Annotated in this window: 22 protein-coding genes; 9 read left to right on the top strand and 13 right to left on the bottom strand. The window is 70.6% G+C overall.

Translation table 11 applies throughout. The annotated features are described in order from the left end of the window. Positions 1-24: 24 nt before the first annotated feature. Genes AAFN86_RS10790 through AAFN86_RS10770 form a run of 5 tightly spaced genes read right to left on the bottom strand, consistent with a single transcriptional unit; the run spans position 25 to position 4,456 of the window. On the bottom strand, positions 25-735 hold the full coding sequence (locus tag AAFN86_RS10790) for an ABC transporter ATP-binding protein (protein ID WP_347543319.1): 711 nt from the start codon (positions 733-735) through the stop codon (positions 25-27). Further along, positions 732-1,493, bottom strand: coding sequence for an ABC transporter ATP-binding protein (locus tag AAFN86_RS10785; RefSeq protein ID WP_347543318.1), 762 nt, complete (start codon positions 1,491-1,493; stop codon positions 732-734). The genes AAFN86_RS10790 and AAFN86_RS10785 overlap by 4 nt, the downstream gene beginning before the upstream one ends. Continuing rightward, positions 1,490-2,380: a branched-chain amino acid ABC transporter permease gene (locus AAFN86_RS10780; protein WP_347543317.1), complete on the bottom strand. Its 891-nt coding sequence runs from the start codon at positions 2,378-2,380 to the stop codon at positions 1,490-1,492. The genes AAFN86_RS10785 and AAFN86_RS10780 overlap by 4 nt, the downstream gene beginning before the upstream one ends. Then, on the bottom strand, positions 2,380-3,240 hold the full coding sequence (locus AAFN86_RS10775; protein WP_347543316.1) for a branched-chain amino acid ABC transporter permease: 861 nt from the start codon (positions 3,238-3,240) through the stop codon (positions 2,380-2,382). Before AAFN86_RS10775 ends, AAFN86_RS10780 begins: the two co-directional genes overlap by 1 nt. Positions 3,241-3,244: 4 nt before the next feature. Beyond that, entirely contained in the window at positions 3,245-4,456 is a 1,212-nt protein-coding gene (locus AAFN86_RS10770; protein ID WP_347543315.1) for an ABC transporter substrate-binding protein, read from the bottom strand. 275 nt (positions 4,457-4,731) lie between these two features. Between AAFN86_RS10770 and AAFN86_RS10765 the strand changes: the two genes are divergently transcribed. Further along, on the top strand, positions 4,732-5,772 hold the full coding sequence (locus AAFN86_RS10765) for an alpha/beta fold hydrolase (protein ID WP_347543314.1): 1,041 nt from the start codon (positions 4,732-4,734) through the stop codon (positions 5,770-5,772). A gap of 12 nt (positions 5,773-5,784) precedes the next feature. Here AAFN86_RS10765 and AAFN86_RS10760 read toward each other — a convergent pair whose 3' ends face one another. After that, complete coding sequence (locus tag AAFN86_RS10760) at positions 5,785-6,786, bottom strand: 4-hydroxyproline epimerase (protein ID WP_347543313.1); 1,002 nt, start codon at positions 6,784-6,786, stop codon at positions 5,785-5,787. Positions 6,787-6,803: 17 nt separating this feature from the next. Further along, entirely contained in the window at positions 6,804-8,057 is a 1,254-nt protein-coding gene (locus AAFN86_RS10755) for an FAD-dependent oxidoreductase (RefSeq protein ID WP_347543312.1), read from the bottom strand. 62 nt (positions 8,058-8,119) lie between these two features. On the opposite strand from AAFN86_RS10755, the gene AAFN86_RS10750 reads away from it, so the two are divergent. The 3 genes from AAFN86_RS10750 to AAFN86_RS10740 all read left to right on the top strand — a co-directional run bounded on the left by AAFN86_RS10750 (position 8,120) and on the right by AAFN86_RS10740 (position 10,387). After that, entirely contained in the window at positions 8,120-8,410 is a 291-nt protein-coding gene (locus AAFN86_RS10750) for a hypothetical protein (RefSeq protein WP_347543311.1), read from the top strand. Between the two features lie 205 nt (positions 8,411-8,615). Next, positions 8,616-9,590, top strand: a complete 975-nt coding sequence (locus tag AAFN86_RS10745; protein WP_347543310.1) for a tripartite tricarboxylate transporter substrate binding protein — start codon at positions 8,616-8,618, stop codon at positions 9,588-9,590. Next, complete coding sequence (locus tag AAFN86_RS10740; RefSeq protein WP_347543309.1) at positions 9,587-10,387, top strand: alpha/beta fold hydrolase; 801 nt, start codon at positions 9,587-9,589, stop codon at positions 10,385-10,387. Before AAFN86_RS10745 ends, AAFN86_RS10740 begins: the two co-directional genes overlap by 4 nt. 422 nt (positions 10,388-10,809) lie before the next feature. Here the strand turns inward: AAFN86_RS10740 and AAFN86_RS10735 are convergent, their stop codons facing one another. The 3 genes from AAFN86_RS10735 to AAFN86_RS10725 all read right to left on the bottom strand — a co-directional run bounded on the left by AAFN86_RS10735 (position 10,810) and on the right by AAFN86_RS10725 (position 14,236). Further along, on the bottom strand, positions 10,810-12,186 hold the full coding sequence (locus AAFN86_RS10735; protein WP_347543308.1) for a hypothetical protein: 1,377 nt from the start codon (positions 12,184-12,186) through the stop codon (positions 10,810-10,812). A 198-nt stretch (positions 12,187-12,384) separates the two neighbouring features. Further along, entirely contained in the window at positions 12,385-13,239 is an 855-nt protein-coding gene (locus tag AAFN86_RS10730; RefSeq protein WP_347543306.1) for a DUF4743 domain-containing protein, read from the bottom strand. A 52-nt stretch (positions 13,240-13,291) separates the two neighbouring features. Continuing rightward, on the bottom strand, positions 13,292-14,236 hold the full coding sequence (locus tag AAFN86_RS10725) for a ketopantoate reductase family protein (protein WP_347543305.1): 945 nt from the start codon (positions 14,234-14,236) through the stop codon (positions 13,292-13,294). 215 nt (positions 14,237-14,451) lie between these two features. On the opposite strand from AAFN86_RS10725, the gene AAFN86_RS10720 reads away from it, so the two are divergent. The 5 genes from AAFN86_RS10720 (at position 14,452) to AAFN86_RS10700 (ending at position 20,258) form a co-directional block, all read left to right on the top strand. After that, positions 14,452-16,326, top strand: coding sequence for an ABC transporter ATP-binding protein/permease (locus tag AAFN86_RS10720; RefSeq protein ID WP_347543303.1), 1,875 nt, complete (start codon positions 14,452-14,454; stop codon positions 16,324-16,326). Between the two features lie 69 nt (positions 16,327-16,395). Next, positions 16,396-16,659, top strand: a complete 264-nt coding sequence (locus AAFN86_RS10715) for a hypothetical protein (RefSeq protein ID WP_347543302.1) — start codon at positions 16,396-16,398, stop codon at positions 16,657-16,659. A 378-nt stretch (positions 16,660-17,037) separates the two neighbouring features. After that, positions 17,038-17,331, top strand: coding sequence for a 50S ribosomal protein L28 (gene rpmB / locus AAFN86_RS10710; RefSeq protein ID WP_347543301.1), 294 nt, complete (start codon positions 17,038-17,040; stop codon positions 17,329-17,331). A 166-nt stretch (positions 17,332-17,497) separates the two neighbouring features. Then, positions 17,498-19,075 (top strand): ABC transporter substrate-binding protein, encoded by a 1,578-nt coding sequence (locus AAFN86_RS10705; protein WP_347543300.1) that lies wholly within the window; start codon positions 17,498-17,500, stop codon positions 19,073-19,075. Between the two features lie 256 nt (positions 19,076-19,331). Beyond that, positions 19,332-20,258: a 3-keto-5-aminohexanoate cleavage protein gene (locus tag AAFN86_RS10700; RefSeq protein ID WP_347543299.1), complete on the top strand. Its 927-nt coding sequence runs from the start codon at positions 19,332-19,334 to the stop codon at positions 20,256-20,258. A 282-nt stretch (positions 20,259-20,540) separates the two neighbouring features. On the opposite strand, the gene AAFN86_RS10695 is transcribed toward AAFN86_RS10700, so the two are convergent. From AAFN86_RS10695 to AAFN86_RS10685, 3 genes are all read right to left on the bottom strand, one after another. Beyond that, a complete protein-coding gene (locus tag AAFN86_RS10695; protein WP_347543298.1) occupies positions 20,541-21,326 on the bottom strand; it encodes a DUF4394 domain-containing protein in 786 nt (261 codons plus the stop codon). 133 nt (positions 21,327-21,459) lie between these two features. Next, entirely contained in the window at positions 21,460-22,134 is a 675-nt protein-coding gene (locus tag AAFN86_RS10690) for an anti-sigma factor domain-containing protein (RefSeq protein WP_347543297.1), read from the bottom strand. Further along, on the bottom strand, positions 22,131-22,670 hold the full coding sequence (locus tag AAFN86_RS10685) for a sigma-70 family RNA polymerase sigma factor (RefSeq protein ID WP_347543296.1): 540 nt from the start codon (positions 22,668-22,670) through the stop codon (positions 22,131-22,133). Before AAFN86_RS10685 ends, AAFN86_RS10690 begins: the two co-directional genes overlap by 4 nt. Between the last annotated feature and the right edge of the window lie 31 nt (positions 22,671-22,701).

The following is a 22,701-nucleotide window of genomic DNA, read 5'->3' as shown; positions in this document are numbered from 1 at the left end:
GGCATCGCAAAGCCGTAGCCAGCGTCACGCGCCGCCGACACGCCCCAGATACAGCGCCGCGGCGCGTTCATCGGCCAGCAGCGTGGCGGCTTCCCCCAGCATCGCGACCCGCCCGCCATCGAGGATGCAGCCGCGGTCCGACACGGCCAGGGCCTGCCGCGCCCGCTGTTCCACCATCAGCACGCTGACACCGAGCGACGGCAGGGCGCGGATACGCTCGAAGGATTCCGCGACACGGGCGGGGGCAAGGGCCGCGGTCGGCTCATCCAGCACGATCAGGCGCGGGCGGGCCATCAGCGCGCGGGCGAAGGCCAGTTGCTGGCGCTCGCCGCCGGACAGCGAACCCGCCCGGGCACGACGGCGCTCGGCCAACGCCGGGAAAGTCGCGAACATCTCGGCGATGCGCCCGCGCTGATCGGGCACACCGGCGACAACCTGCAGGTTCTCGATCACCGACAGGGTGGGGAAGACATTGCCCACCTGCGGCACATAGGCGATGCCGAGTGCGAGGCGCCGTTCCACCGGCTCATGCAGGATGTCCGCGCTACCCAGCATCACCCGCCCGGCGACGCGCGGCAGCAGGCCCATCACCGCCTTGGCCAGCGTGGACTTGCCAGCACCATTGGTGCCGGCGACGGTCAGGATCTCGCCTTCGTCCAGCGTCAGGTCGATGCCGTTGAGGATGTCGGTCTCGCCATAGCCGCCGGTGAGGCCCGCGATGGTCAACAGCGTCATGCCGCCACCCCGCCGAGATAGGCCTCGCGCACCGCCGGATCCAGCAGCACCTGCGTCGGCGCGCCTTCCGCCAGCACGCGCCCGCGATCCATCACCACCAGGCGCGGCACCAGCCGCGACAGCGCGTCGAGATCGTGTTCGATGACGAGGAACCCGATGCCGCGCGCGTTCAGCACGGCGATGCGTTCCGCGATCTCGGCGATCAGCACCGGGTTCACCCCGGCGAAGGGCTCGTCGAGCAGGATCAGCCGCGGCTTCGCCATCAGCGCGCGGCCGAGTTCGACCAGCTTCTTCTGCCCGCCCGACAGTCGGCCGGCCGGCGTGTCGGCCACCGGCGCCAGGCGCAGGAAATCGATGGTGGCGTCGGCCTCGGCGCGGATCGCCACCTCCTCGGCGCGCACCCGTCCCGGGCGCAGGAACAGGCCGACCAGGCCCTCCCCGCTCTGGCCGGGGGCGGCGGCCATCAGGTTCTCCCGCACCGTCAAATGGTGGAATTCGCGCGGCACCTGGAAGGTGCGGACCATGCCCGCCCGCGCCCGCGCCGCCGGCCCCATCCGGTCGAACGCTGCGCCACCCAGGCTGACGCTGCCGGCATCGGCGCCGATGAAGCCCGAGACTACGGAGAAAAGCGTGGATTTGCCCGCCCCGTTCGGGCCGATGATGCCGAGCAGCCCGCTGCTCTCCATGCTGAAGGACACGCCATCCAGCGCACGGAAGCCGCCCCAGGACTTGGTGATGTCGCGAACGGTCAGGGTCATCGGCGCGTGTAGTCCCCGACCAGGCCCTGCGGGCGGAACAGCGTGAACAGGATCAGCGCAAGGCCGACCGCACCGAGCCGCAGGCTCGCCATGTCCACGGAGGAAATCGCGTCGGGCGCGATGTCGCGCAGGAAGCGCGTGCCCTCCAGGAACAGCATCAGCAGCAGCGCGCCGACCACGGCACCCGAGACGCGCCCGACGCCGCCCATGATCATCGCCATCCAGACATAGAAGGTGACGAGCGGGATGAACTGGTCGGGCGAGAGGTAGGTGATGTAGTGCGCATAGAAGGCCCCCGCCACGCCGGCCAGCGCCGCGCCCAATGCCAGCACCTGCATCTTGAAGCGCGCGGGGTCCTTGCCGAGCGCCTTCAGCGCCTCCTCATTGTCGCGGATCGCCTCGATGACGCGGCCGAAGGGGGACCGGGCGATGCGCCGCAGCGCGAGGGCGGCGACGACGCAGACCAGCGTGATGGCGCCAAGTGTCGCCAGCGCGCCCGGCATGCCGACGCCAAGCCCCGCGAAGGTGCGGGGAATGCCGGGCACGCCCTGCACGCCGTTGGTCAGCCAGCGTTCGGAGGTGATGACGAGGCGCACCGTCTCGCTGAAGCCGAGGGTGACGACGGCGAAGTAGTCCTCCCGCAGCCGCAGCGCCACCAGGCCGATCGGCCAGGCGGCGAGGGCCGCGAGCAGTGCGGCCGCGGGGAAGGAGAGCAGCAGCGGCACGCCCTGCAGCGACAGCAGCGCGGAGGCATAGGCGCCGATCGCAAAGAAGCCGACATGGCCGAAATTCACCAGCCCCGTCAGCCCGTATTGCAGCGTCAGGCCGAGCGTCAGCAGCACATAGATCGCGGCGACGATGGCGATGGCGAGGAGATAGGCCTCCATCAGCGAACGCCCTCCACCCGGCCGAACAGCCCGCGCGGGCGGACCAGCAGCACCGCGAGCATGACGGCGAAGGCGATGGCGATCTTGTAGGTGAAGCCGACATAGGGCGTGGACAGTTCCTGCGTGACGCCGAGCAGCAGCCCCGCCAGCACCGCACCCGCCGGTGAGCCAACGCCGCCCAGGATCGCCGCGGCGAAGGCGGTGAGCAGCCCCTCCCAACCCATCTCGGGCGAGACGATGGTCTTCACCCCCAGCATCAGCCCGGCGATCCCCGCCGCCGCACCCGACAGCAGCCACAACGCGATCATCACCCGCAGCGGCCGGATGCCGGACACGCGCGCGAGGTCGGGGTCATCCGCCACCGCGCGCATCTGCCGCCCGATCGAGGTCAGGTGCAGCACGCCGAAGGCCGCCGCCAGCGCGCAGCACGCGACTGCAGCGAGCGTGATGTCCATGGGCGGGATGCGCAGCCCCATCACCTCGATCGGCCAGGCGAGCGGCACCTGGAAGACCTGCTGCTGGTGGCCGAAGATCACGCCGAGGGCAGCGCGGATGACGAAGGCGACGCCGATCGAAGCGACCAGCAGCGCGGCGACCGGCCGTCGCGCCAGCGGGCGGAACACCAGCAGGTAGCCCGCCAGCGACACCGCCCCGGACGTCGCCACCGCTGCCCCGCCGGCCAGTGCGAGCGACCCGCTCGCCTGATGCGCGAACAGGCCGGCATAGGCCCCGGCCGTCATGGTGTCGCCAGCCGCCGCGTTGGGGAAGCGGGCGATGCCGAAGACCAGCGTCACCGCCAGGGCGGCGAGGCCGACGATCAGCCCATGCACGATGCCGGCGACGAGAAGCGCGCCGAGCACGCTGTCAGATCTTCACGACGTAGCGCCGGTTGAACGCGCCGTTCTCGATGAAATAGGCGCCGAAATCGGGCGTGACATCGCCATGCTCGTCGAAATCCAGCACCGAGGAGGCGCCTTCGTAGTTGATCTTCTTCCCCGCCACGATGCCGGCCTTGCCGGCGGCATAGGTGCCGACCTGCTCGCCTGGCGGGTTCGCCACCTGGCGGATCGCGGCGTTGATCGCCGCCGTCTCGAAGGATTTCGCCTGTTCGATGGCCAGAGCCAGCGTGTTCGCCATGTCCCAGGTCATCGCCGCATAGACGTTGGACAGGCCCGGCTGGTTCATCACGCGCTTGTAGGCGGCATCGTAGGTCGTGAACGCCTCGGATCCCTCATTCGATACGGAATCGACCGAGATGATGCCGTTCGTCACCGCTGGCCCCAGCGCCTGCACGAGCTGCGGATTGGCCGCCCAGCCCGGAATGATCCACTTCACGGGGATGCCGGTCTGGAACCACTCGCGCAGGATGATCGTGGTGTCGGGCAGAAAGGATCCCATGACGATCACATCGGGGCGCGTGTTCAGCACACGCAGCAACTCGGCGCGGTAGGAAGGCTGGTTCGGCTCATAGACGACGTGCTCGCCGTTCTGGTTGCCCTTGGCCGCCCAGGCGCGCCGGAAGCCATCGGTATTGCCGATGCCGGACGCGTTGTTGAAGGCCATGGTGGCGGGCTTGCGGAAGCCCTCGCGCACCGCGATCTCGGCGAAGGCGCGGCCGAAGCGGTCATTGGTCGCCTGGAAGCGGTAGGACAGGCCCTTCGCATTCGCCGGCGGCACCGACAGCGCCGGCGCGCCGGATGTGTTCATCAGGATGATGTCGGCCTCATTGGTCAGCGGCACCACGGCGAGCGAGACGCCCGAGGACCAGGTGCCGAGGATCGCGCGCACGCGGTTCACCTCGATCAGCTTCTTCGCCGCGAGCACCGCCGCCTGCGGGCTAGTCTGGGTGTCCTCGGCGAAGACCTCGATGCGGCGGCCATTCGCGCCGCCGGCGGCGTTGATCGCCTCGACCGCCGCCTGGATCATCCGCTGCATGCCGGTGCCATAGGGCGCGCCGGCGCCGGTGACCGGGTTCAGCGCGCCGACGCGGAAGGTCTCGGCCTGGGCGTGGGCGAGGCCCGGCGCGGCAAGCGCGCCGGCGGTCGCGGCAAGGAGGGTGCGGCGGGTGGTGGTCATTGGTGCAGTCTCCCATGGGGCGGCTTTGGCCGCGCGTTCGTCCTTCATGCAACCTCCGGCGGGCGGTGCGCGACCACGATCGCGGTGGCGGCGCCAAGGCGTTCCGGATGGCGCGGGGCGGCGCCGGCCAGGCGGACACTTCCGGTCATGAAACCGTGAGCCTAGTCTGACCGCGCCGCACGGGCCAGATGGCGCCGGCCCGGCCCGACGGCAAACCCGGATGCCGCGCGCCGAACACGAACTGGACCCGGATTCCTCCCGAGGACGGGTCCAGCATGACCGCGTCGGGAACGGAGAGCGGCATGACCTGGCCTGTGCGCGACGGCGTCTTCCTCCTTGGCGATCTGCCGTTGCACCGGGGCGGCACGCTGGTGGATGCGCGGATCGCCTGGCGGGCGCATGGCACGCTCGCCCCGGCGCGCGACAACGCGGTGCTGTTCCCGACCGCTTTCGGGGCGCATCCCTCCGACCTCGAATGGCTGATCGGGCCGCAGGGCATCCTCGATCCGACCCGCTGGTTCATCGTCATTCCCGGCATGTTCGGCAATGGCCTGTCATCATCCCCCAGCAACAGCGCGGCCTGGCCGCGGCTGGTGACGCATTGGGACAACGTCGCCGCGCAGCGGCGCCTGCTGACCGAGCTCTTCGGCATCGACCGCCTGCATGCGGTCTATGGCAACTCGATGGGGGCGCAGCAGGCCTATCATTGGGGCGCGGCCTATCCGCAGGATGTCGCGCGCATCGTCGCCATCTGCGGCAGCGCGCGGACCTCAGTGCACAACCGCGTCTTCCTCGCCGGGCTGATGGCGACGCTGGAAGCCGCGCCCGAATACGACGGCACGGCGCTGTTCCGCGCCCAGCCCCATGCGGCGCTGCGTGCCTTCGGGCGGATCTATGCCGGCTGGTGGTTGAGCCAGGATTTCTATCGGGCCGGGCTGCATCTCTCCGCACTGAACGCCCCCGACCTCGACACCTTCATGCGCGTCGACGCGGAGGACCGCTTCTCCCGCCGGGCCGCAGCCGACCTGCTGGCGCAATTGCGGACCTGGAATGCCGCGGACATCGCCGACCATCCGCGCCACGGCGGCGACCTGTCGCGCGCGCTGGCCGCCATCGAGGCGCGCGTGCTGCTGCTGCCTTGCGAAACCGACCTCTATTTCCGCGTAGCCGACAATGCCGCCGAACTGGCGCATCTGAAGCACGGGACGCTGACACCCATCCCGTCGATCTGGGGTCATCGCGCCGGCAACCCCGCGGCGAACCCGGAGGATGCCGCCTTCATCCGGCGCGAAGTGCGCGCCTTCCTCGAGGATTGATGCGCCCGGCCGTCACACCACCTGGAAGCCATGCGCGTAGGGGTCGCGGTCGTCAATGAAGATGGTGTTGTAGCCAGTCAGCCGCGCCCAGCCGGCGATGGACGGAATGATCGCCGGCCTGTTGCCGACGCTCGTCGCGGCTTCCACGCGACCATGGAACATCGACCCGATGATGCTCTCATGCACGAAGGCGTCGCCCGGCTGCAGCCGCCCCTTCGCCGCCCATTGCGCCATGCGCGCCGAGGTGCCGGTGCCGCAGGGTGAGCGGTCGATCGCCTTGTCGCCGTAGAACACCGCGTTGCGCGCACTCGCCTCCGGCTTCGTCGGCACGCCGGTCCACAGGATGTGGCTGAGGCCGCGGATCTCCGGCTTTTCCGGATGGACGAAGTCATAGGCGTCGTTCAGCGCGCGACGCAGCTTCGGGCTGAGTTCGACCAACTGCCCGGCGGAGAAATCCGCCATGTCGCGGAAATTTTCCTGCGCATCGACGATGGCGTAGAAATTGCCGCCATAGGCCACATCGACCGTCAGTCGGCCCAGCCCCGGGCATTCCACCGGCAGCGCCTCGGCATGCAGGAAGGACGCGATGTTGGTGATCCGTACCTCCTCCACATGCGCGCCATCCTGCCGGTATTCGGCGGTGACGACGCCCGCCGGCGTGTCGAGCTTCAGCACACCAGACTGCTTCGGCGTCACCAACCCGTTCTCGATCGCCATGGTGACCGTGCCGATGGTGCCGTGGCCGCACATCGGCAGGCAGCCGGAGGTCTCGATGAACAGGATGGCGATGTCGCAATCCGGCCGCGTCGGCGGATACAGGATCGAGCCCGACATCATGTCGTGGCCGCGCGGTTCGAACATCAGCCCGGTGCGGATCCAGTCGAACTCGGCCAGGAAATGCGCCCGCTTCTCGATCATCGTCGCCCCCTGCAGCAACGGCCCGCCGCCGGCGACGAGGCGCACCGGATTGCCGCAGGTATGCCCGTCGATGCAGGAGAAGGTGTGGCGTGCCATGGGGCGTCTCCGAAAGTTCAGAAGCGTTGCGCGGAGAAGGGCGCGATGTCGATGGATGGCACCCGCCCGGCGACGAGATCGGCTACCAACCGCCCGGTCGCCGCGGATTGCGTCAGGCCGAGATGGCCATGCCCGAAGGCATGGATGATGCGCGCGCTGGCGCGCGACGGCCCGATCACCGGCAGGCTGTCCGGCAAGGACGGACGGAAGCCCATCCACTGCGTCCCGCCCGCCGTGCGCAGCCCGGGCAGGAAGCGCGCGGCCTTGCCAAGCATCGCCTCGGCGCGCCGGAAATTCGGTGGGCGCGTCAGCCCGCCAAGTTCGACCGCGCCACCGACCCGCACCCCGCCGCCGATCGGCGAGATGACGAAGCCATGGCCCGGGAAGGTCAGCTGCCGCCGCAGGTCGAAGGCGCCGGGCGGCAGGGTGGTGTTGTAGCCGCGCTCGGTCTCCAGCGGCACGTCGTCCCCCAGCGCACGCGCCAGCGGTCGCGACCAGGCGCCACCGGCAATCACAGCCTGGCGCGCCGCGATGGCATCGCCGCCTTCGATGGCGATGCGCGCGCCGTCACCGACAGCCTCCACCGCCAGCACGCGACCGCGCCGCAGAATGGCGCCACGGCGTTGCGCATGGTCCAGCAGGCCCAGCGCGAAGCGATAGGGATCCGCCACATTCTGCCATCCGGGCACGAAGGTGGCGAAGCCGAATCGCGGCGAGAGGCCCGGCTGCAACGCGGCGATCGCCTCGCCGCGTAGATGCTCGAAGGCGATGCCTTCGCGCGCCCGCGTTTCCCATCCTGGCAGGCTGGCGCGCCATTCGGCCTCGCTCTCATGCAGTTCAAGCACGCCATCCGAGCGCAGCATGTCGCCGAGCCCGGCGCGGCTGACCAGCGCGCCCATCGCTTCGCGTGCCAGGCGCATCATCGCCGCCTGCGCGACCATGCTGGCGCGCACGCGATCGGGCCGGCTGGCGCGCCAGAAGCGCCACAGCCAGGGCGCGATGCGCGGCAGGTAGGCAGGCGGGATCGCCAGCGGCCCGAGCGGGTCGAGCAGCCATCCCGGCGCCTTGCGCATGATGCCCGGAGACGCCAGCGGCATGACATCCGAGAAGGCGAGGCCGCCGGCATTGCCGAAGCTCGCACCCCGCGCCGGCTCCTCGCGGTCGATTAGCAGGACGCGGCGACCCTCCTCGGCCAGATGGCAGGCGGTCGCGATGCCGACGACGCCGGCACCGATGATGGCGACGTCGATGGCAGGGGAAGGAGGCGTCATCGCGTCGAGTGTAGCCTGCGGCAGTGCCCCCGCCAGCATCGCCGGACGGCGTCGGCTGGGACATGCCGGTCGACCGCCTTGTTGCGCCTCTCGTCCAATACCGCACGATCGCCGCTTCGGCGCTTGCCATCTCGGGGCGCTACACGGGCAGCGATTTCAGCAAGGCCCATGGCGGCCGCATCGACCTCTCGGCGATCGACGCGCATGGCGCCGGGGCCGGCAATGCCGCGTTCAGTTGCATCGCCGGTGCGCACACGAGCGTGTCCGGCCAGCTTCGCGTCTTCCAATTCGGCGGCAACAACGTCGTCGAAGGGGATACTGACGGCGTGAACGGCGCCGACTTCATCCTGTAGGGCGGGTTCCGGCCGCGCTGGGTGACGCAGCCCGCGGCTGGGCGTGCCGTGCCGCGCATCGCCATGACGCGGTGCGCCGGCCAGCGCGGTGAAGAACATTCCAGTGCCTCATGCGGTGCCGGGCGCCGGTGCTTTCGCCTGGCGGCGGGGGTGCCAAGCACCATCCGATGCGCGATGCTCCGCCTCAACAACTGGAGGATACCCCATGACCCATCGACCCGACCGCCGCGCGGTGCTGGCCGGCCTCGCCGCTACGCCCTTCGCCGCCCGCACCGCCCTCGCCCAGGGCGAATGGCCGAACCGGCCGGTGCGCATCATCATCCCCTCGGCCGCCGGCGGCGCCGCGGATTTCATCGGCCGCACGCTGGGCCGCTTCCTCGAACCGCATCTGCGCCAGCCGGTGGTGGTGGACAACCGCCCCGGCGCCGGCGGCATCACCGGCACCGAGGCCGCCAAGCTCGCCGCACCCGACGGCTACACCTTCCTCATCTCCACCAACTCGACCCATGCGGCGAATGCGTTTCTCTACCGCCGCCTGCCCTATGATCCCGTGCGCGACTACGCCCATGTCGGCCTGCTTGGCACCTATGCGACCGTCGCGGTGGTGCCGGCGGATGCGCCGTACAAATCCATCCCGGCGCTGATCGAACGCGCCCGCGCCAATCCGGGCCGCGTCTTCTTCGGCTATTATTCCTCCTCCTCCCTGGTGCCGGCGGCGTTGCTGAAGGCGCGGGCCGATCTCGACATCACCGGCGCGGCCTATCGCAACATCACGCAGATCGTGCCCGACCTGATCGGCGGGCAGATCCAGTTCGCCTTCCTGGACAGCCTTTCGGCCCAGGCGGCGCTGCAATCCGGGCGTGTGGTCCCGATCGCCGTCACCTCGCCGCAGCGCTCCGCCCTGACGCCCGACCTGCCCACCGTTGCCGAGGCCATCCCCGGCTTCGTCGTGCAGGGCTGGTTCGGGCTGACCGCACCGGCCGGGACGCCACGGCCGATCCTCGACCGCATGCAGGCGCTGCTGCGCGACGCCGCGGCCGACCCGGCGCTTGTCGAGGCCGTCACCCGCCAGGGCCTGACCCCCGGCTTCATGGACGGCGCCACGATGGACCGCTTCCTGGTCGAGGACCGCGAGCGCTGGCGCGAATGGGTCCGCATCGCCAGCATCGAGCCGGAGTGAGCATCGCCCCACCATCGGGCCTGGTGCCCCCCGGCACGCGCCACGCCGCCGGCGACCATGCGGCGGTCTTCGCGACCGCCGGCACCGGCCCGGCCATCCTGTGCATCCCCGGCGGGTATCACGGCGCCTGGTGCTTCGCGCCGCTGATGGCCGCCTTCCGACACGCCGGCATCGCCGCGGCGGCGCTGGAACCACGCGGCAAGGGCACGCTCGCCGCCACCGCCAGCCCGGCGACCAGCATCGAGGACTATGCCGACGACGCCATCGCCGCGGGTGCGACGCTGGACGGTCCGGTGGTGCTGCTCGGCCACAGTCTTGGGGCGCTGGTCGCCCTGCGTGCGGCGACGCACATGCCGCACCTCGCCGGGCTGCTGCTGGTCGCCCCTTCCCCGCCGGGCAACATGCCGGGCGTTGCCGCGGTACGCGAGGTGCCGGAAGGCGCCCTGGTCCAGCCGCCGGCGGAAGCGGTGGCGGTTACGCGGTTCCTGGGTGGCGCACGGCCAGCGGGCCTCGCGGCCTACCTCGCCGCGCTGTCCCCGGAATCACCGCGCGCGCTGAACGACCGCTATGCGCTGCGCGTGGCGGTGGACCCGGCGCGCTTCGGCGCCATCCCCTCGCTGGTCATCGAAGCCGGCCGCGACGACGCCGAGCGCCATCCGGCGGGGCAGGATGCGGCCATCGCCGGCTTCCTCGGCGGGTCGCATCTGCTGCTGCCGGAGATGCCGCATTGCATGATGCTCGCGCCCTGGGTGGAAGCCGCGGCGGCGCCGCTGATCGCGTGGCACCGGGCGCTGTAGGGTGACGGTGGCCATGGCGGAGTGGCCTGGCACGGCTTTGCCGGATGGGCGCCAGGATGCGCCGCGGGGCGATGGAACCGGAGAGGGCTTTGCCCCCTCCGGACCTCCCCCACCAAAGGCTTAAGGCCTTTGGAAACCTCGACTTGGCGCTTGGTGGATGGTGCGCGGCGATGGCCCAGATGGTCCGGGGCCATGCAGATTCAGGGCATGGATCCCGGCCGTCATGCCCAGTGCCAGATGACTGTTTCCAAAGGGCCACAGCCCTGGGCGGGGTGGCTTGGAAGGGCAAGGCCCTTCAAACTTCGGCACGGACCAGACATCTGGAGCATGCTGCGTTCGCATGCACTCACGCACATGCTCCAGCCTATCGTTTTGAGAGCATCTTCACGCGTCCAGATGATTCCATCTGAACGCGATCTGCTCTAACGCGGCGTGGTGACCGGTGCCTCGGGCGCCGGCGCCGTCACCGTCACCGGCGAGCCTTGCGTTGCTTCCCGCGCCCGTCGGATGCGCGCTTCCAGCTCGCCCAATTCGTTGCGCCGTTCCGCCAGCCGCGCTTCGGCGGCCGCGACCTGCCCCGCGAGTTCCGCGCGCCGCCGCTCGGTGGCGGCGACCTCATTGCGCATCGCCTCGGACTGGCTGACGAGGTCCGCACGCTGGCGCTGCGCCGCCGCCAGGTCGGTGCGCGCAGCCTCGGCCTGGCGTTGCGCCGCCACAGCCTCGGTCTGGGCGGCCTGCGCCTGGGCGCGCCCGCGCGAGGCTTCCTCCTCCGCCCGCCGGATCAGTTCGGCGGCGCGGCGGTCGGCTTCGGCCGCCGCGGCCTGCCGCTCGGCAAGGCTGCGCTCGGCCGCCCCCGCCTGGTCGCGCAGCGTGGCGACGCGACGTTCCTCGGTGGCGGCGGTCTCGCGCAATTGGGCAAGGCGGCGTTCGGCCTCGGCCACGGTGCCGCGCAATTCAGCCGCGCGCGCCTGCAACCCGCGCAACTCGGCCGAGGTCTGGTCGCGCGAGGTGGACAGCCGGGCGACCTCGCCATCGAGCTGCGTCACCGCCTGCCGGCGCGCCGCGGCCTCGGCCTGGGCGACATTGGCGGCTTCGCGCGCGGCGTTCAGCCGTGCTTCCTGTTCGGCGATGCGCGTGCCCTGCTCGGAGACGCGCATCCGCAAATCAGCGAGCCGCCGTTCCTCCGCCCCGGCGCTGGTGCCGAGTTCGGCAAGCCGGCGTTCCGTAGCGGCGGCCTCGGCCCGCAGGCTGTCGCGGCGGCGTTCCTCCTCGGCATTGCGGCCGCCCAGCGTGGCGACCCGCCCCTCGGAGGCGGCGATATCCGTGCGAAGGGCGCTCAGGCGGCGTTCCTCGCCGTTCATCTGCTCGCGCAGGCCGGTCAGGCGCGATTCGGCGGCGTTGACCGAGGCACGCCGCTGGTCGAGCAGGACCTGCGACTGCCCGGCTTCCCCGCGCAGGCCGGCGAGGCGGCGCTCCTCCTCCTCGACCCGGCGGGCCAGGGCGGCGGCTTCCTGTTCGGCGGCGCCTCGGCCGGTCTGTGCCGAGCCGAGTTCGGTGCGGGCGCGGGCAAGGCGACGCTCCACTGCGGTCAGGTCGCCGCGCGCGCGGCGTTCGGCAGCCAGGGTCTGTTCCAGCGTCGCGACCTGCGCCGTGAGGTCGCGGCTGCGCGCCTCGGATTCCGCGAGGCTGCGCTCAAGGCCCTGGACCCGGTCCGTCCGTTCAAGGCTGAAGCCGCAGCCGGGCAGCAGCGCCACCGAGGCAAGCAGGACGAGGCGGGGCAGCATGCGGGTCGCGGTCATCGGCACCTCTCATGGGGCGTTCCCGCGGGTTCGGGTCGCAAGCGAAATTTAGGGCCGCAGCCATGGCTGGAGTCCAGCCCGCCCCGGTTGCAATCACGTGTGTCGGATCACGCGCGGAAGATGCGGCCGGGTTGATTGCCGAAGGATTGACCGCGCCATGCCCGCGGGGGCGTCATCGCCGTGCCCGCGGGCGGTCGCTCAGTCCGGACCCTGGTCGAGCCCCGCGCGCAGCAGCCCATCCGGGTCGCCGACCAGGCCCTCGCGCAGGAACAGGTCGATCAGCACCAGGTTGACGTTGAACTTGACGGTGTCGGTCGCCCGCACCGCCTCCAGCAGCCGCGTGGCCGGCCATAACTCGAAACGCTCCACCTCGTCGTCATTGGGGATGGGCTGCACGCCGTCGGGGATGTCGAGGTCGTAGCAATGCAGCACGTCGCGGCGCAGCCCCTCGGCATTGGCCATGACGTAGGAGACTCGGCCCGCCGGGCGCGCCGTGGCCGCGAGGATCGGCGACAGGGAGGCCTCCTCGGCGGCTTCCTTGACCAGGCATTCGTCGGGCGCGAGGCCGGCCGGGATGCCGCCGGCGACGATGTTGTCGAGTTGCCCGGGGGCGACCGCCTTGTCCTTGGCGCGGACGCCGACCCAGACATGCAGCCCGTCCGCGCGCCGCACCAGGCCGTTCACATGCACACCCTGGGACATGACGCCGAAGGCCGGCAGGGCGCCGCGGTCGAGCGTGGCCAGCGTGGCGCCCGTGCTGGTCGCGCGCACGTCGAAGGCCTCCCGCCGGATGCGCAGGAAGCCGCCGGTGGCGAGCGCGGGCAACACCTCGGCCAGCGCCGTGCTGCGCAGGCCGGGGCTGCGCAGCCGCGCGGCGAGCGCCACGCCGTCGCGGTCGAAATGGAAGTCGCGCGGGCGGAAGGTCAGCGCCTGGGCGAGGTCGGCCGAGACCCAGCCGACCTGCGCCGGGCCGATCCGGAACGGGATCAGCCCGGCGGGGGAGCCGATGTTGTTGCAGGCGTCGATGTGGCGCTGGAGGGCGGGGTCGGGCATGGCTCCGCTCTACAGCGCCGGCCGGCGGCCCGCGACCCCCCGCCCGCTGCCTTCACCCAGCGGGCAGTCGTCCGGCGGCGCGGCGCGTCTCATAGGCCTTGGCATGGAGCCAGGCGGCCTCATGCATGTCGTCCGGCAGGCCGTGCCGCCGCGCGGCGTCAAGCAGGTAGCCCAGGATGTGGTCCGCCTCGATCCGCCCACCGCTTTCAAGGTCGCGCGCCATCGAGGCCTCCGACGGAGGCGCGCCGCGGAAGAAGCCGTGGAAGCCCTCCAGCGCCTTGGCGGGCACCGGGTGGCCTTCCGCGGCGGCGATCGCGGCATTGCGGTCCAGCAGGCGAGCCAGCCAGGCCGCCCCGCCCGGATTGGCCGCGATCTCCCGCACATTGGCGCGCATCAGCACCGTGGCGGCGGCCACCGTGTGCAGGAAGACCAGCTTCGCCCACATGGCGCCGGCAATGTCCGTGCTGGCCTCGGCCACGATGGTCGTCTGGTCGAAGGCGGCCTTCAGCGCCAGCACGCGGCCCGACAGCGACCCGTCCCGCTCTCCGAACTTCAGGGAGGGCGGCGAGCCGAGGTGCCGCACCACGCCCCGCCCGTCCAGCACCGCCTGGATGGCGGCGAGCCCGCCGAGCACCTGGCCGGGCCCGAAGGCGGCGTCGAGCGTCGCGAGATGCGTCATGCCGTTCAGCAGGGGCAGCACGGCCGTGCCGGCATCGACCGCCGGCCGGATCGCCGCGATGGCGTCGTCCAGGTCATAGGCCTTGCAGGTCAGCACCACGATGTCCCAGCCCGGCGCGGCATCGGCCGCGGCGATGGTGCGCACCGGCATACGGAAATCGCCCGCCCTCGGGCTTTCGATGACCAGGCCATCGCGGTCGAGCTGAGTTTTGCGGCCGGGCCGGACGAGGAAGCCGACCTCCTCGGCTGCCGCCGCCTGGACCAGCCGGCCGCCGAAATACCCGCCGATCGCGCCGGCGCCGAGGAATAGGATCCGCATCTTAGCCTCATTGGACTGCAGGGAGCCGGGCAGGACGGTGCGGCCTGGTGATGACGCGCCAATGCCGTTGTCCCGGGCTGCGCTGTCCATATCATGGCGGCGGCCGCGGCGGAGGGGCTTGCATCCGCTGCGCCGATGGGTCCCATGCGGTCAGGGCGCTTCCCCTGGCCGCCCGCTGCCCCCATCTGGCGGGGTCTGACCGGAGTCCGAGACGCGTGCCCCCTGCCAAGCCTGCCGCCGGCGACAATCACCTGCGCGCCCTGATCCGCCTCGCCCCCTATCTGTGGCCGAAGGGGGAGGTGGAACTGCGCATCCGCGTGGTCGCCGCGCTGGCGCTGCTGGCGGCGGCCAAGGCGGCCAATGTGCTGGTGCCGATGGTCTATGCCCATGCGGTGGATGCGCTGGCGCCGAAATCGGGTGTCGGCGCGGCCATCACCGTGCCGGTCGCGCTGCTGCTCGGCTACGGCATCCTGCGGGTGATGTCCTCGGTGCTCGGGGAATTGCGCAACGCGGTCTTCGCCAAGGTGCAGGCACGCGCCGGCCGCCGCGTCGGGCTGCTGGTGTTCGAACACCTGCATGCGCTGTCGATGCGCTTCCACATGGACCGCGCCACCGGCGGCCTGTCGCGCGTCATCGAGCGCGGCGTGCGCGGCATCGCCACCTCGCTGAACTTCCTGCTGTTCAACATCATCCCGACCATCGTCGAGATCCTGTTCGTCGCCGCCATCCTGTGGTGGATGTTCGCGGCGTCCTTCGCGCTGACCATGGTCGGCACCATCGTCGCCTATGTCGCCTTTACCCTGACCTTCACCAATTGGCGCCTGGCCTTCCGCCGCACCATGAACCAGGTGGATGAGGAGGCGAACACCAAGGCCGTCGACAGCCTGCTGAACTACGAGACGGTCAAGTATTTCGGCAACGAGGCGCATGAGGCGCATCGCTACGAGGACAGCCTGACGCGCTACGAACGCGCCTATGTGCGGTCCGAGACGACGCTGAACATGCTGAATGCCGGCCAGGCCTTCATCATGGCTGTCGGGCTGACGGTGACGATGCTGCTCGCCGGGTCCGGCATCGCGGCCGGCACCATGACGGTCGGTGACCTCGTCATGGTCAACACCTACCTGATCCAGCTCTACCTGCCGCTCAACATCCTCGGTTTCGCCTATCGCGAGATCAAGCAGGGGCTGACCGACATGGAGCAGATGTTCGGGCTGCTCGAAGTCCCGCCCGAGGTGCGCGACGCACCCGACGCGGTGGCCCTGGCGCGCGGCGCGGGCGAGGTCCGCTTCGACGACGTCCGCTTTGGCTACCGGCCCAACCGCGAGATCCTCAAGGGCGTGTCCTTCACGGTCCCGCCGGGACGGATGCTGGCGATCGTCGGCCCGACCGGGGCGGGCAAGTCCACCGTCTCCCGCCTGCTGTTCCGCTTCTATGACGTGACCGGCGGCGCCGTCTCGGTCGATGGCCAGGATGTGCGCGGCGTGACGCAGGCCAGCCTGCGCGCGGCGATCGGCGTGGTGCCGCAGGACACCGTGCTGTTCAACGACACCATCCGCTACAACATCGCCTATGGCCGCCCCGGCGCCACCGATGAGGAGGTCGAGGCCGCCGCCCGCGCCGCCCAGGTGCACGACTTCGTCCTCCGCCTACCCGAGGGCTACGCCACCCGTGTCGGCGAGCGCGGCCTGAAGCTGTCGGGCGGGGAGAAGCAGCGCGTAGCCATCGCGCGCACCATCCTCAAGGACCCGCGCATCCTGATCCTGGACGAAGCCACCAGCGCGCTCGACACCCGCACCGAGCAGGAAATCCAGACCGCGCTGCGCGACGTCTCGCGCAACCGCACCACGCTGGTCATCGCCCATCGCCTGTCCACCGTGGTCGAGGCCGATGAGATCATCGTCCTGCAGGATGGCCGCATCGCCGAGCGCGGCACCCATGCCTCCCTGATCGCCGAGGACGGCCTCTATGCCGAGATGTGGCGCCGCCAGGCCCAGGCGGTTGCCGCCGCCGAGGCCGCCGCCCGCGCCCAGGCCGAAGCCGACATGGACCGCCCGCGCAGCGGCCGGCTGGGCGAGAGCGTCGCCTGAACACCAGCCGGGGGTTACATCGCCCCCCGCCCCTTCCAATCTTCACCAGCGACTGAGGAGTGACGCCGCATGCAGCAGGACCCCGCGGACATGGCCCCGGAGGATCTGAGCCACGCCGGTTCCGTCGTCGACAAGGCGATCGAATACATGATGGAGCAGCACATCGCGCCCATTTCCATCGCCTCGGCACTGCTGGGCGGCGCGCTGGGGCTGCTGGCGCGGACGATGGACGACCGCGCCGTGGCCGCCGTGCTGCGCAATGCGCTGGCGTCGGTCGAGAGCGGGGAGCTGAACGAGGCGCGGCAGGCGCCGGGTGGTCCGAACCGGGCTTGAGGGGAAGGCCAGAGAGGGGCTTTGCCCCTCTCCGGACCTCACCCCACCAAAGGCTTAAGGCCTTTGGAAACCGTCACCTGGCGCCGGATGACCCGGGTTGCGGCAGACAAATCCGGGCTGGTGCGGCACCAAAGCCGGCATGATTCCGGGCACCTGGCACAGCGGTCGGGTGACAGGGCGGCGCACAGGCCGTGCCGGGCGCCAGGTCCCCGTGGTCCAGGGGCCCGCTGGCCCCTGGCGGGGTGGCCTGGAGGGGCAGCGCCCCTCCATCACCCGGACTTGACGCGCCGCCCCCGCTGGGCCAAACACCCCGCCTTCCTCGGTTCCACCTGCGCGCGGGGTTCACTCGTGCGCCCTCATTGTTTCGGGAATACCACCATGGCCCGCCGCTGCGGCATCACCGGCAAGGGCGTCCTGACGGGCAACAACGTCAGCCACGCCAACAACAAGACCCGCCGGCGCTTCCTGCCCAACCTTCAGGAATCCTCCTTCTGGTCCGATGTGCTTGGTTCGGCGGTGAAGATGCGCCTGTCGGCCAATGGCATCCGCACGATCGAGCACAATGGCGGCCTCGACAGCTTCCTGCTCGGCACGCCCGACCGGCGCCTGCCGGTGGAAGCGATCACCCTCAAGCGCCGTATCGAGCGCGCGAAGGACAAGAAGGCGGCCTGAACCGGGCCACGGGACCCAAGGGTCCCGTTCGGTCCGGCGCTGGCGCAAGCCTCCTGCCGGGAGCCTGACAGGGCGGCATCCTTCGGGATGACCGCCTTTTTTCTTGGTCGCGCCTCTGCGCCGCCTCTAGCCTTCCGGGCAGGGAAGACCTGTCCGGGGGAAACACATGCGTCATCGCCTGCTGGCTGCGGCCTTTGCCGCCGCGCTGCCGCTCGCTGTCGCGGCCCAGCCGGCCGGTCGCGAGGTGACGATCGCCCTTGGCGCGCCACCGACCAGTTTCGACCCGCATTTCTTCACCCATTCCCCGTCCTTCATGGTGCAGTTGCACGTCTTCGAGCCGCTGGTCTGGCGCGATGAGCGCAGCCGCACCATCCCGGCCCTGGCCGAGCGATGGGAGATGCTGCCCGATGGCAGCGGCTGGGATTTCCACCTCAATCCGGCGGCCCGATTCTCCGACGGCACGCCGGTCACGCCCGCCGATGTCGCCGCCACCATCGCCCGGCTGCCGGACGTGCCGAACAGCCCAGGGCGGCTGACCATCTACACCAACCAGATCCGCGCGGTGGAAGCCGCCGGGCCGCATACGGTGCGGCTGCTCACCCGCGGTCCCTCGCCCCTGCTGCCGCAGGACATCCCGCCGGTGATGATCATCCCCGAGCGGATCGCACAGGCCGCGACGACGCAGGATTTCAATGCGGGCCGCGCCGCGATCGGGTCCGGCCGGTTCCGCCTGGTGCAATACACCCAGGGCGAACGCGTGGTGCTGGACCGCAATCCGGCCTGGCGGGGCGCGCCCTCCCCCTTCTCCCGCGTGACCTTCCGCGTCATCGCCAATGACAGCGCCCGCGTCGCGGCACTGCGGGCGGGCGATGTGCAATTGATCGAGATCGTGCCGCCGCGCGATGTCGCCCAGCTGGAGCGCGACCCCAATGTCGCGATCTGGAGCGCGCCGGGCACGCGGTTGATCTACATCTCTCTGGATGTGTCGCGCGATGCCGCGCCGGGTGTGACGGACCTCGAAGGCCGTCCGCTCGAGCGCAATCCGCTGAAGGACCAGCGCGTGCGCCGCGCCCTGTCGGTCGCCATCGACCGGGAGGCGATCGCCCGCAACATCATGGAGGGCCAGGCCGCGCCGGCGGGGCAGATGCAGGCGATCGGCCTCGGTGTGGCGGACCCGACGCTGCGGCCAGATCCCTTCGACCCGGCCCGCGCCCGCGCCTTGTTGGCCGAGGCCGGATTCGGCGGCGGTTTCCGCATCACGCTGGCCGGGCCGAACGACCGGTATGTGAATGACGAACGCGTGCTCCAGGCGATCGCGCAGTTCTGGGAACGCATCGGCGTGAAGGTCCGGGTCGAGGCGGTGCCATCGAATGTCTTCTTTCCGCGCGGCGCCCAGCGTGCCTATGCGGTTGCGATGACCGGGTGGCAGTCGTCATCCTATGAACCCAGCAACATCTTCGCGCCGCTACTGCTGACGCCCAACCGCGACAGGGGCTGGGGAACCGTTAATCGGCACCTGTATTCCAACCCGCAGGTCGATGCGCTGTATGAACGCGCCGTCGCCTCGATGGATATGGAGGAACGCATCGGCCTGTGGCGGGAAGGCATGCGCCTGGCCATGGCGGATGCGGCCTATCTGCCGATCCACCACCAGATGAACATCTGGGCGACGCGGCGGGGGCTGACCTATGCGCCGCGGTCGGATGAATACACGCTGGTGACGTCACTGGGCATCGCGCCGTAAGGCGCGCGGATCGAGGTCCGTCGCAAAGAGCACGCGGATAAAGGTCGGGGGAGGACACCTCCCCCGAATCCCCCACCGCTTTTTGTCAATTGGCGCCACCCGTCGCCGTCAGTCTCCAACAGACAGAAAAAGGAGGGGGATCGGGGGAGTTCGCTCCCCCGACCTTGCTTCCTGGCCCTTCCGCCGCATGCAGCGGCCCCTTCCTGTCCGCCGCCACAGCGGGCAGGATCGGCGCGTCTTCGCGGAGGAAGCGGTCATGTCCAAGGTCATCATCACCTGCGCCGTCACGGGTGCGATCCACACCCCATCCATGTCGGACCACCTGCCGATCACCCCGCAGGAGATCGCCGAGCAGTCGATTGCCGCGGCCGAAGCCGGGGCCTCGATCATCCACCTGCATGCGCGCGACCCGATCGATGGCCGCCCGACGCCCGATCCGGCGGTGTTCATGCAGTTCCTGCCGGTGATCAAGCAATCCACCGACGCGGTCATCAACATCACCACCGGCGGCGGGTTGGGCATGACGCTCGATGAACGCCTGGCCGCGCCGCTGCTCGCCAAGCCGGAGATGTGCAGCCTCAACATGGGCTCGATGAACTTCAACATCGCGCCATCGGCCGCGCGGGTGAAGCACTTCAAATACGACTGGGAGAAGCCGTATCTGGAGGGCACCACCAACTACATCTTCCGCAACACCTTCCAGGACATCGAGCAGGTCGTGGAACGGCTCGGCAAGGGCCACGGCACGCGCTTCGAGTTCGAATGCTACGACATCGGCCACCTGTACAACCTGGCCCACATGCTGGACCGCAAGGTGGTGGAACCGCCGCTGTTCACGCAGACCATCTTCGGCATCCTGGGCGGCATTGGCGCCGAGCACCGCAACCTGATGTTCATGAAGGAGACGGCGGACCGGCTGTTCGGCAAGGATTATGTCTGGTCCGTGCTGGCGGCGGGGCGCCACCAGATGCCCTTCGTGACGATGGCCGCGATGATGGGCGGCAATGTCCGCGTCGGGCTGGAAGACAGCCTGTGGATCGGCAAGGGCAAGGCAGCGACGTCGAATGCCGAGCAGGTGAGCAAGATCCGCCGCATCCTCGAGGATCTGTCGATGGAGATTGCAACCCCGGCGGAGGCGCGGCAGATGCTGGCGCTGAAGGGCGGCGACCTGGTCGGGTTCTGATACCGACGGCCCGTGTCGTTGCCTCGGGCCGAGGCCGCGAAGGTGGCCAAGCGAAAGCCGGGCAAGCCGGAGGTCTGCGTGTCACGCCAAGGGCTGCCCTCGGCACGACGCGTCCGAGGGCACGAATGGCTGAATACCAGTGATCGGCCGCCGGTATGATGCAACGACGCCCGCACGGAACCGTGCGGGCGTCGCGCTTTCCCCCGGGGTCGGGCATCGCGGAACCGGGGGCAGTTGCTCCGCGAAGGATGAGCCACGCCCCACCCCGGGGGTGCGCCGGGATCACCGCATGGCGGCGATGTCGATCACCTCGGCCGCCGGCAGGCCGGTCACCGGGCCGGACGCGGTCGCCGCACCGGTTTCCAGATTGACGCTGTGCAGCGTCCCGCCAGCGAGCAGGAAGGTCGTGTTGCCGCCCTGCCCATCCGGCAGGATATCGAAGGCCACGCCGGCCGGCAGCATCGCCGCCACCTCGCCGCGCGGCTGCTGCACGCCGTCATTCGGCGGTGCCTGCAGGTTCAGCCGGCGGGTCAGCGTGTCGATCGTGTACAGCGCGGTGGCCCGCGCCCCGGTCATGCTGTTGGTGTAGGCGCCGGCGACGACGCGCGGCGTCGTCTCGGCGAGCGGCGTTCCGGCCGCGTATTTCAGCGTGCCATCGGTCACCGCCTCGCCGGTCTCGACATTCACGCGCAGGTTCACCCCGCTCATGCCCATCACGCGCAGGCGGTTGGCGACCGGGTTGAAGTCGACCACCGCGCGGCCGCCCGATTCGAACGCGGTGTTCAGCCGGCTGACCTGCGTGGCGCGGCCGTTGGCGATGTCGATGGTGACGATCTGGCCACGCTCGGTCACGCCATACAGGCGGCCATCCTGCGGGCGCTGGTCGATGCCCAGCACGCGGCCATCGGTGCCGGTGATGCGGATGGGTGCCGCCGCGCGCCGCGTCTCGCTGTCGATCACGACCAGCGCATTGTCGGCCGTCAGGCCGACCAGGTTGGCCGCCTGGGCGGCCTGCGCGGCGGCGATCATCCCGAAGGCGGCGAGGGTGAGGCGAATGGGGTTCGTCATGGCGGTCTCTCCTGCTCGGGCGAGGCCGCCAACGGCCCCGCTGACCGCCTTACGGGGGCAGGTGCAGCGCGGATGCAGGGAGGTGGTCACGTATTCGCGATTGCGGAGTTGAAGGGGTTTTGTCCCTTCCGGTCTACGCCCCCCGCGCCGCCGCCAAGCGCCCGATAAACAGCACCGGCCCCGTTGGCCGTCCGGTCGGTGACCCGCCCGGTGGTTCCAGGGTGATCTCGATCAGCATCCCCGGCTCCGGCCGCAGGCTGGACGGTGTCACCGTCAGCCGCCCCTGTTCCGCCGGGATCAGGCCGAGCGAGGTCGGTGCCGTCGCCCCCTGCGGCAGCGCCCACAACTGCATGACCCGGTCCGATGGCACTGGCTGCGGGTTCAGCGAGGCGAGCCGCAGCGCACCGCCATCGGCTTCCACCAGCCAGGCCGGCTGGTCGCGCTGGGTCAGCAGCACGGTCATCAGCCGCTGCTCGGGCACCGGCCGCAGCACCAGGAAGGCGGCGAGGCCCGCGGCGACCGCGCTCGCCCCCAAGGCCCAGAACCGCCAGATCCGCGAGGGCTGCAACGGCACCGCGGTACCATCGAGTGCCGTCGCGATGCGGTCCCACAACCCCGGCGGCGGCGCCTCGGGCGGGGCGAGCGCGCTCAACGGCGCAAGCCGCGCTTCCCACGCCGCGACCATCTCGCGCAGCCCAGCATCGCCGTCCAACGCGCGCTCGACCTCGCGTGCCGCCCGCGCATCCAGCGTGCCAAGGACATATTCCGCGGCCAGCGCATCGCGTTCGACGGGATCGGTCGGGATCACGCCAGGCACTCCTTCAGCGCCAGCAGGCCGCGGCGGATCCACGACTTCACCGTCCCGAGCGGCGTGCCGAGGCGGTCCGCGATCTGCGGATGCGACAGCCCATGGACGAAGGCGAGGATGATACCCTCCCGGTTCTTCGGCTCCAGACCTTCAAGGCATTGGCGCAGGCGGCGCCCCTCCGCGCTGGCCGTTAGGCGTTCCTCAGCCTCCGGCGCCACCGCCTGGTCGCCAAGAGTGGGATCGTCGGTCGGGATCTCCCGCCCGCGAGCGCGGATGATGTCGAGTGCCGCATGGCGGACGATGGCGCCAAGCCAGGCCTCCGCCGCGCCACGGCTGGCGTCGAACTGCCCGGAGCGGCGGGCGATGCGCAGGAAGGCATCCTGCAGCGCGTCGGCCGCGGCGTCGCGGTCGCGCAGGATGGCGTTGGCCACGCCGAACAGCCGCACGGATTGACGCTGGTACACCGCGCGCAACGCTGCCCTGTCACCGGTGGCGACAGCGGCGAGCAGGCCGGCGAGATCGGTGTCGGCTTCCATCAAGGCGCGGAACAGGCCACGGGTAAGGCGC

This window comes from Roseomonas sp. CAU 1739 (genome assembly GCF_039839775.1).
Lineage (GTDB): Bacteria > Pseudomonadota > Alphaproteobacteria > Acetobacterales > Acetobacteraceae > Neoroseomonas.
The sequence above is the reverse complement of the archived record's forward strand: the minus strand, read 5'-3'. Positions and strand labels throughout refer to the sequence as shown.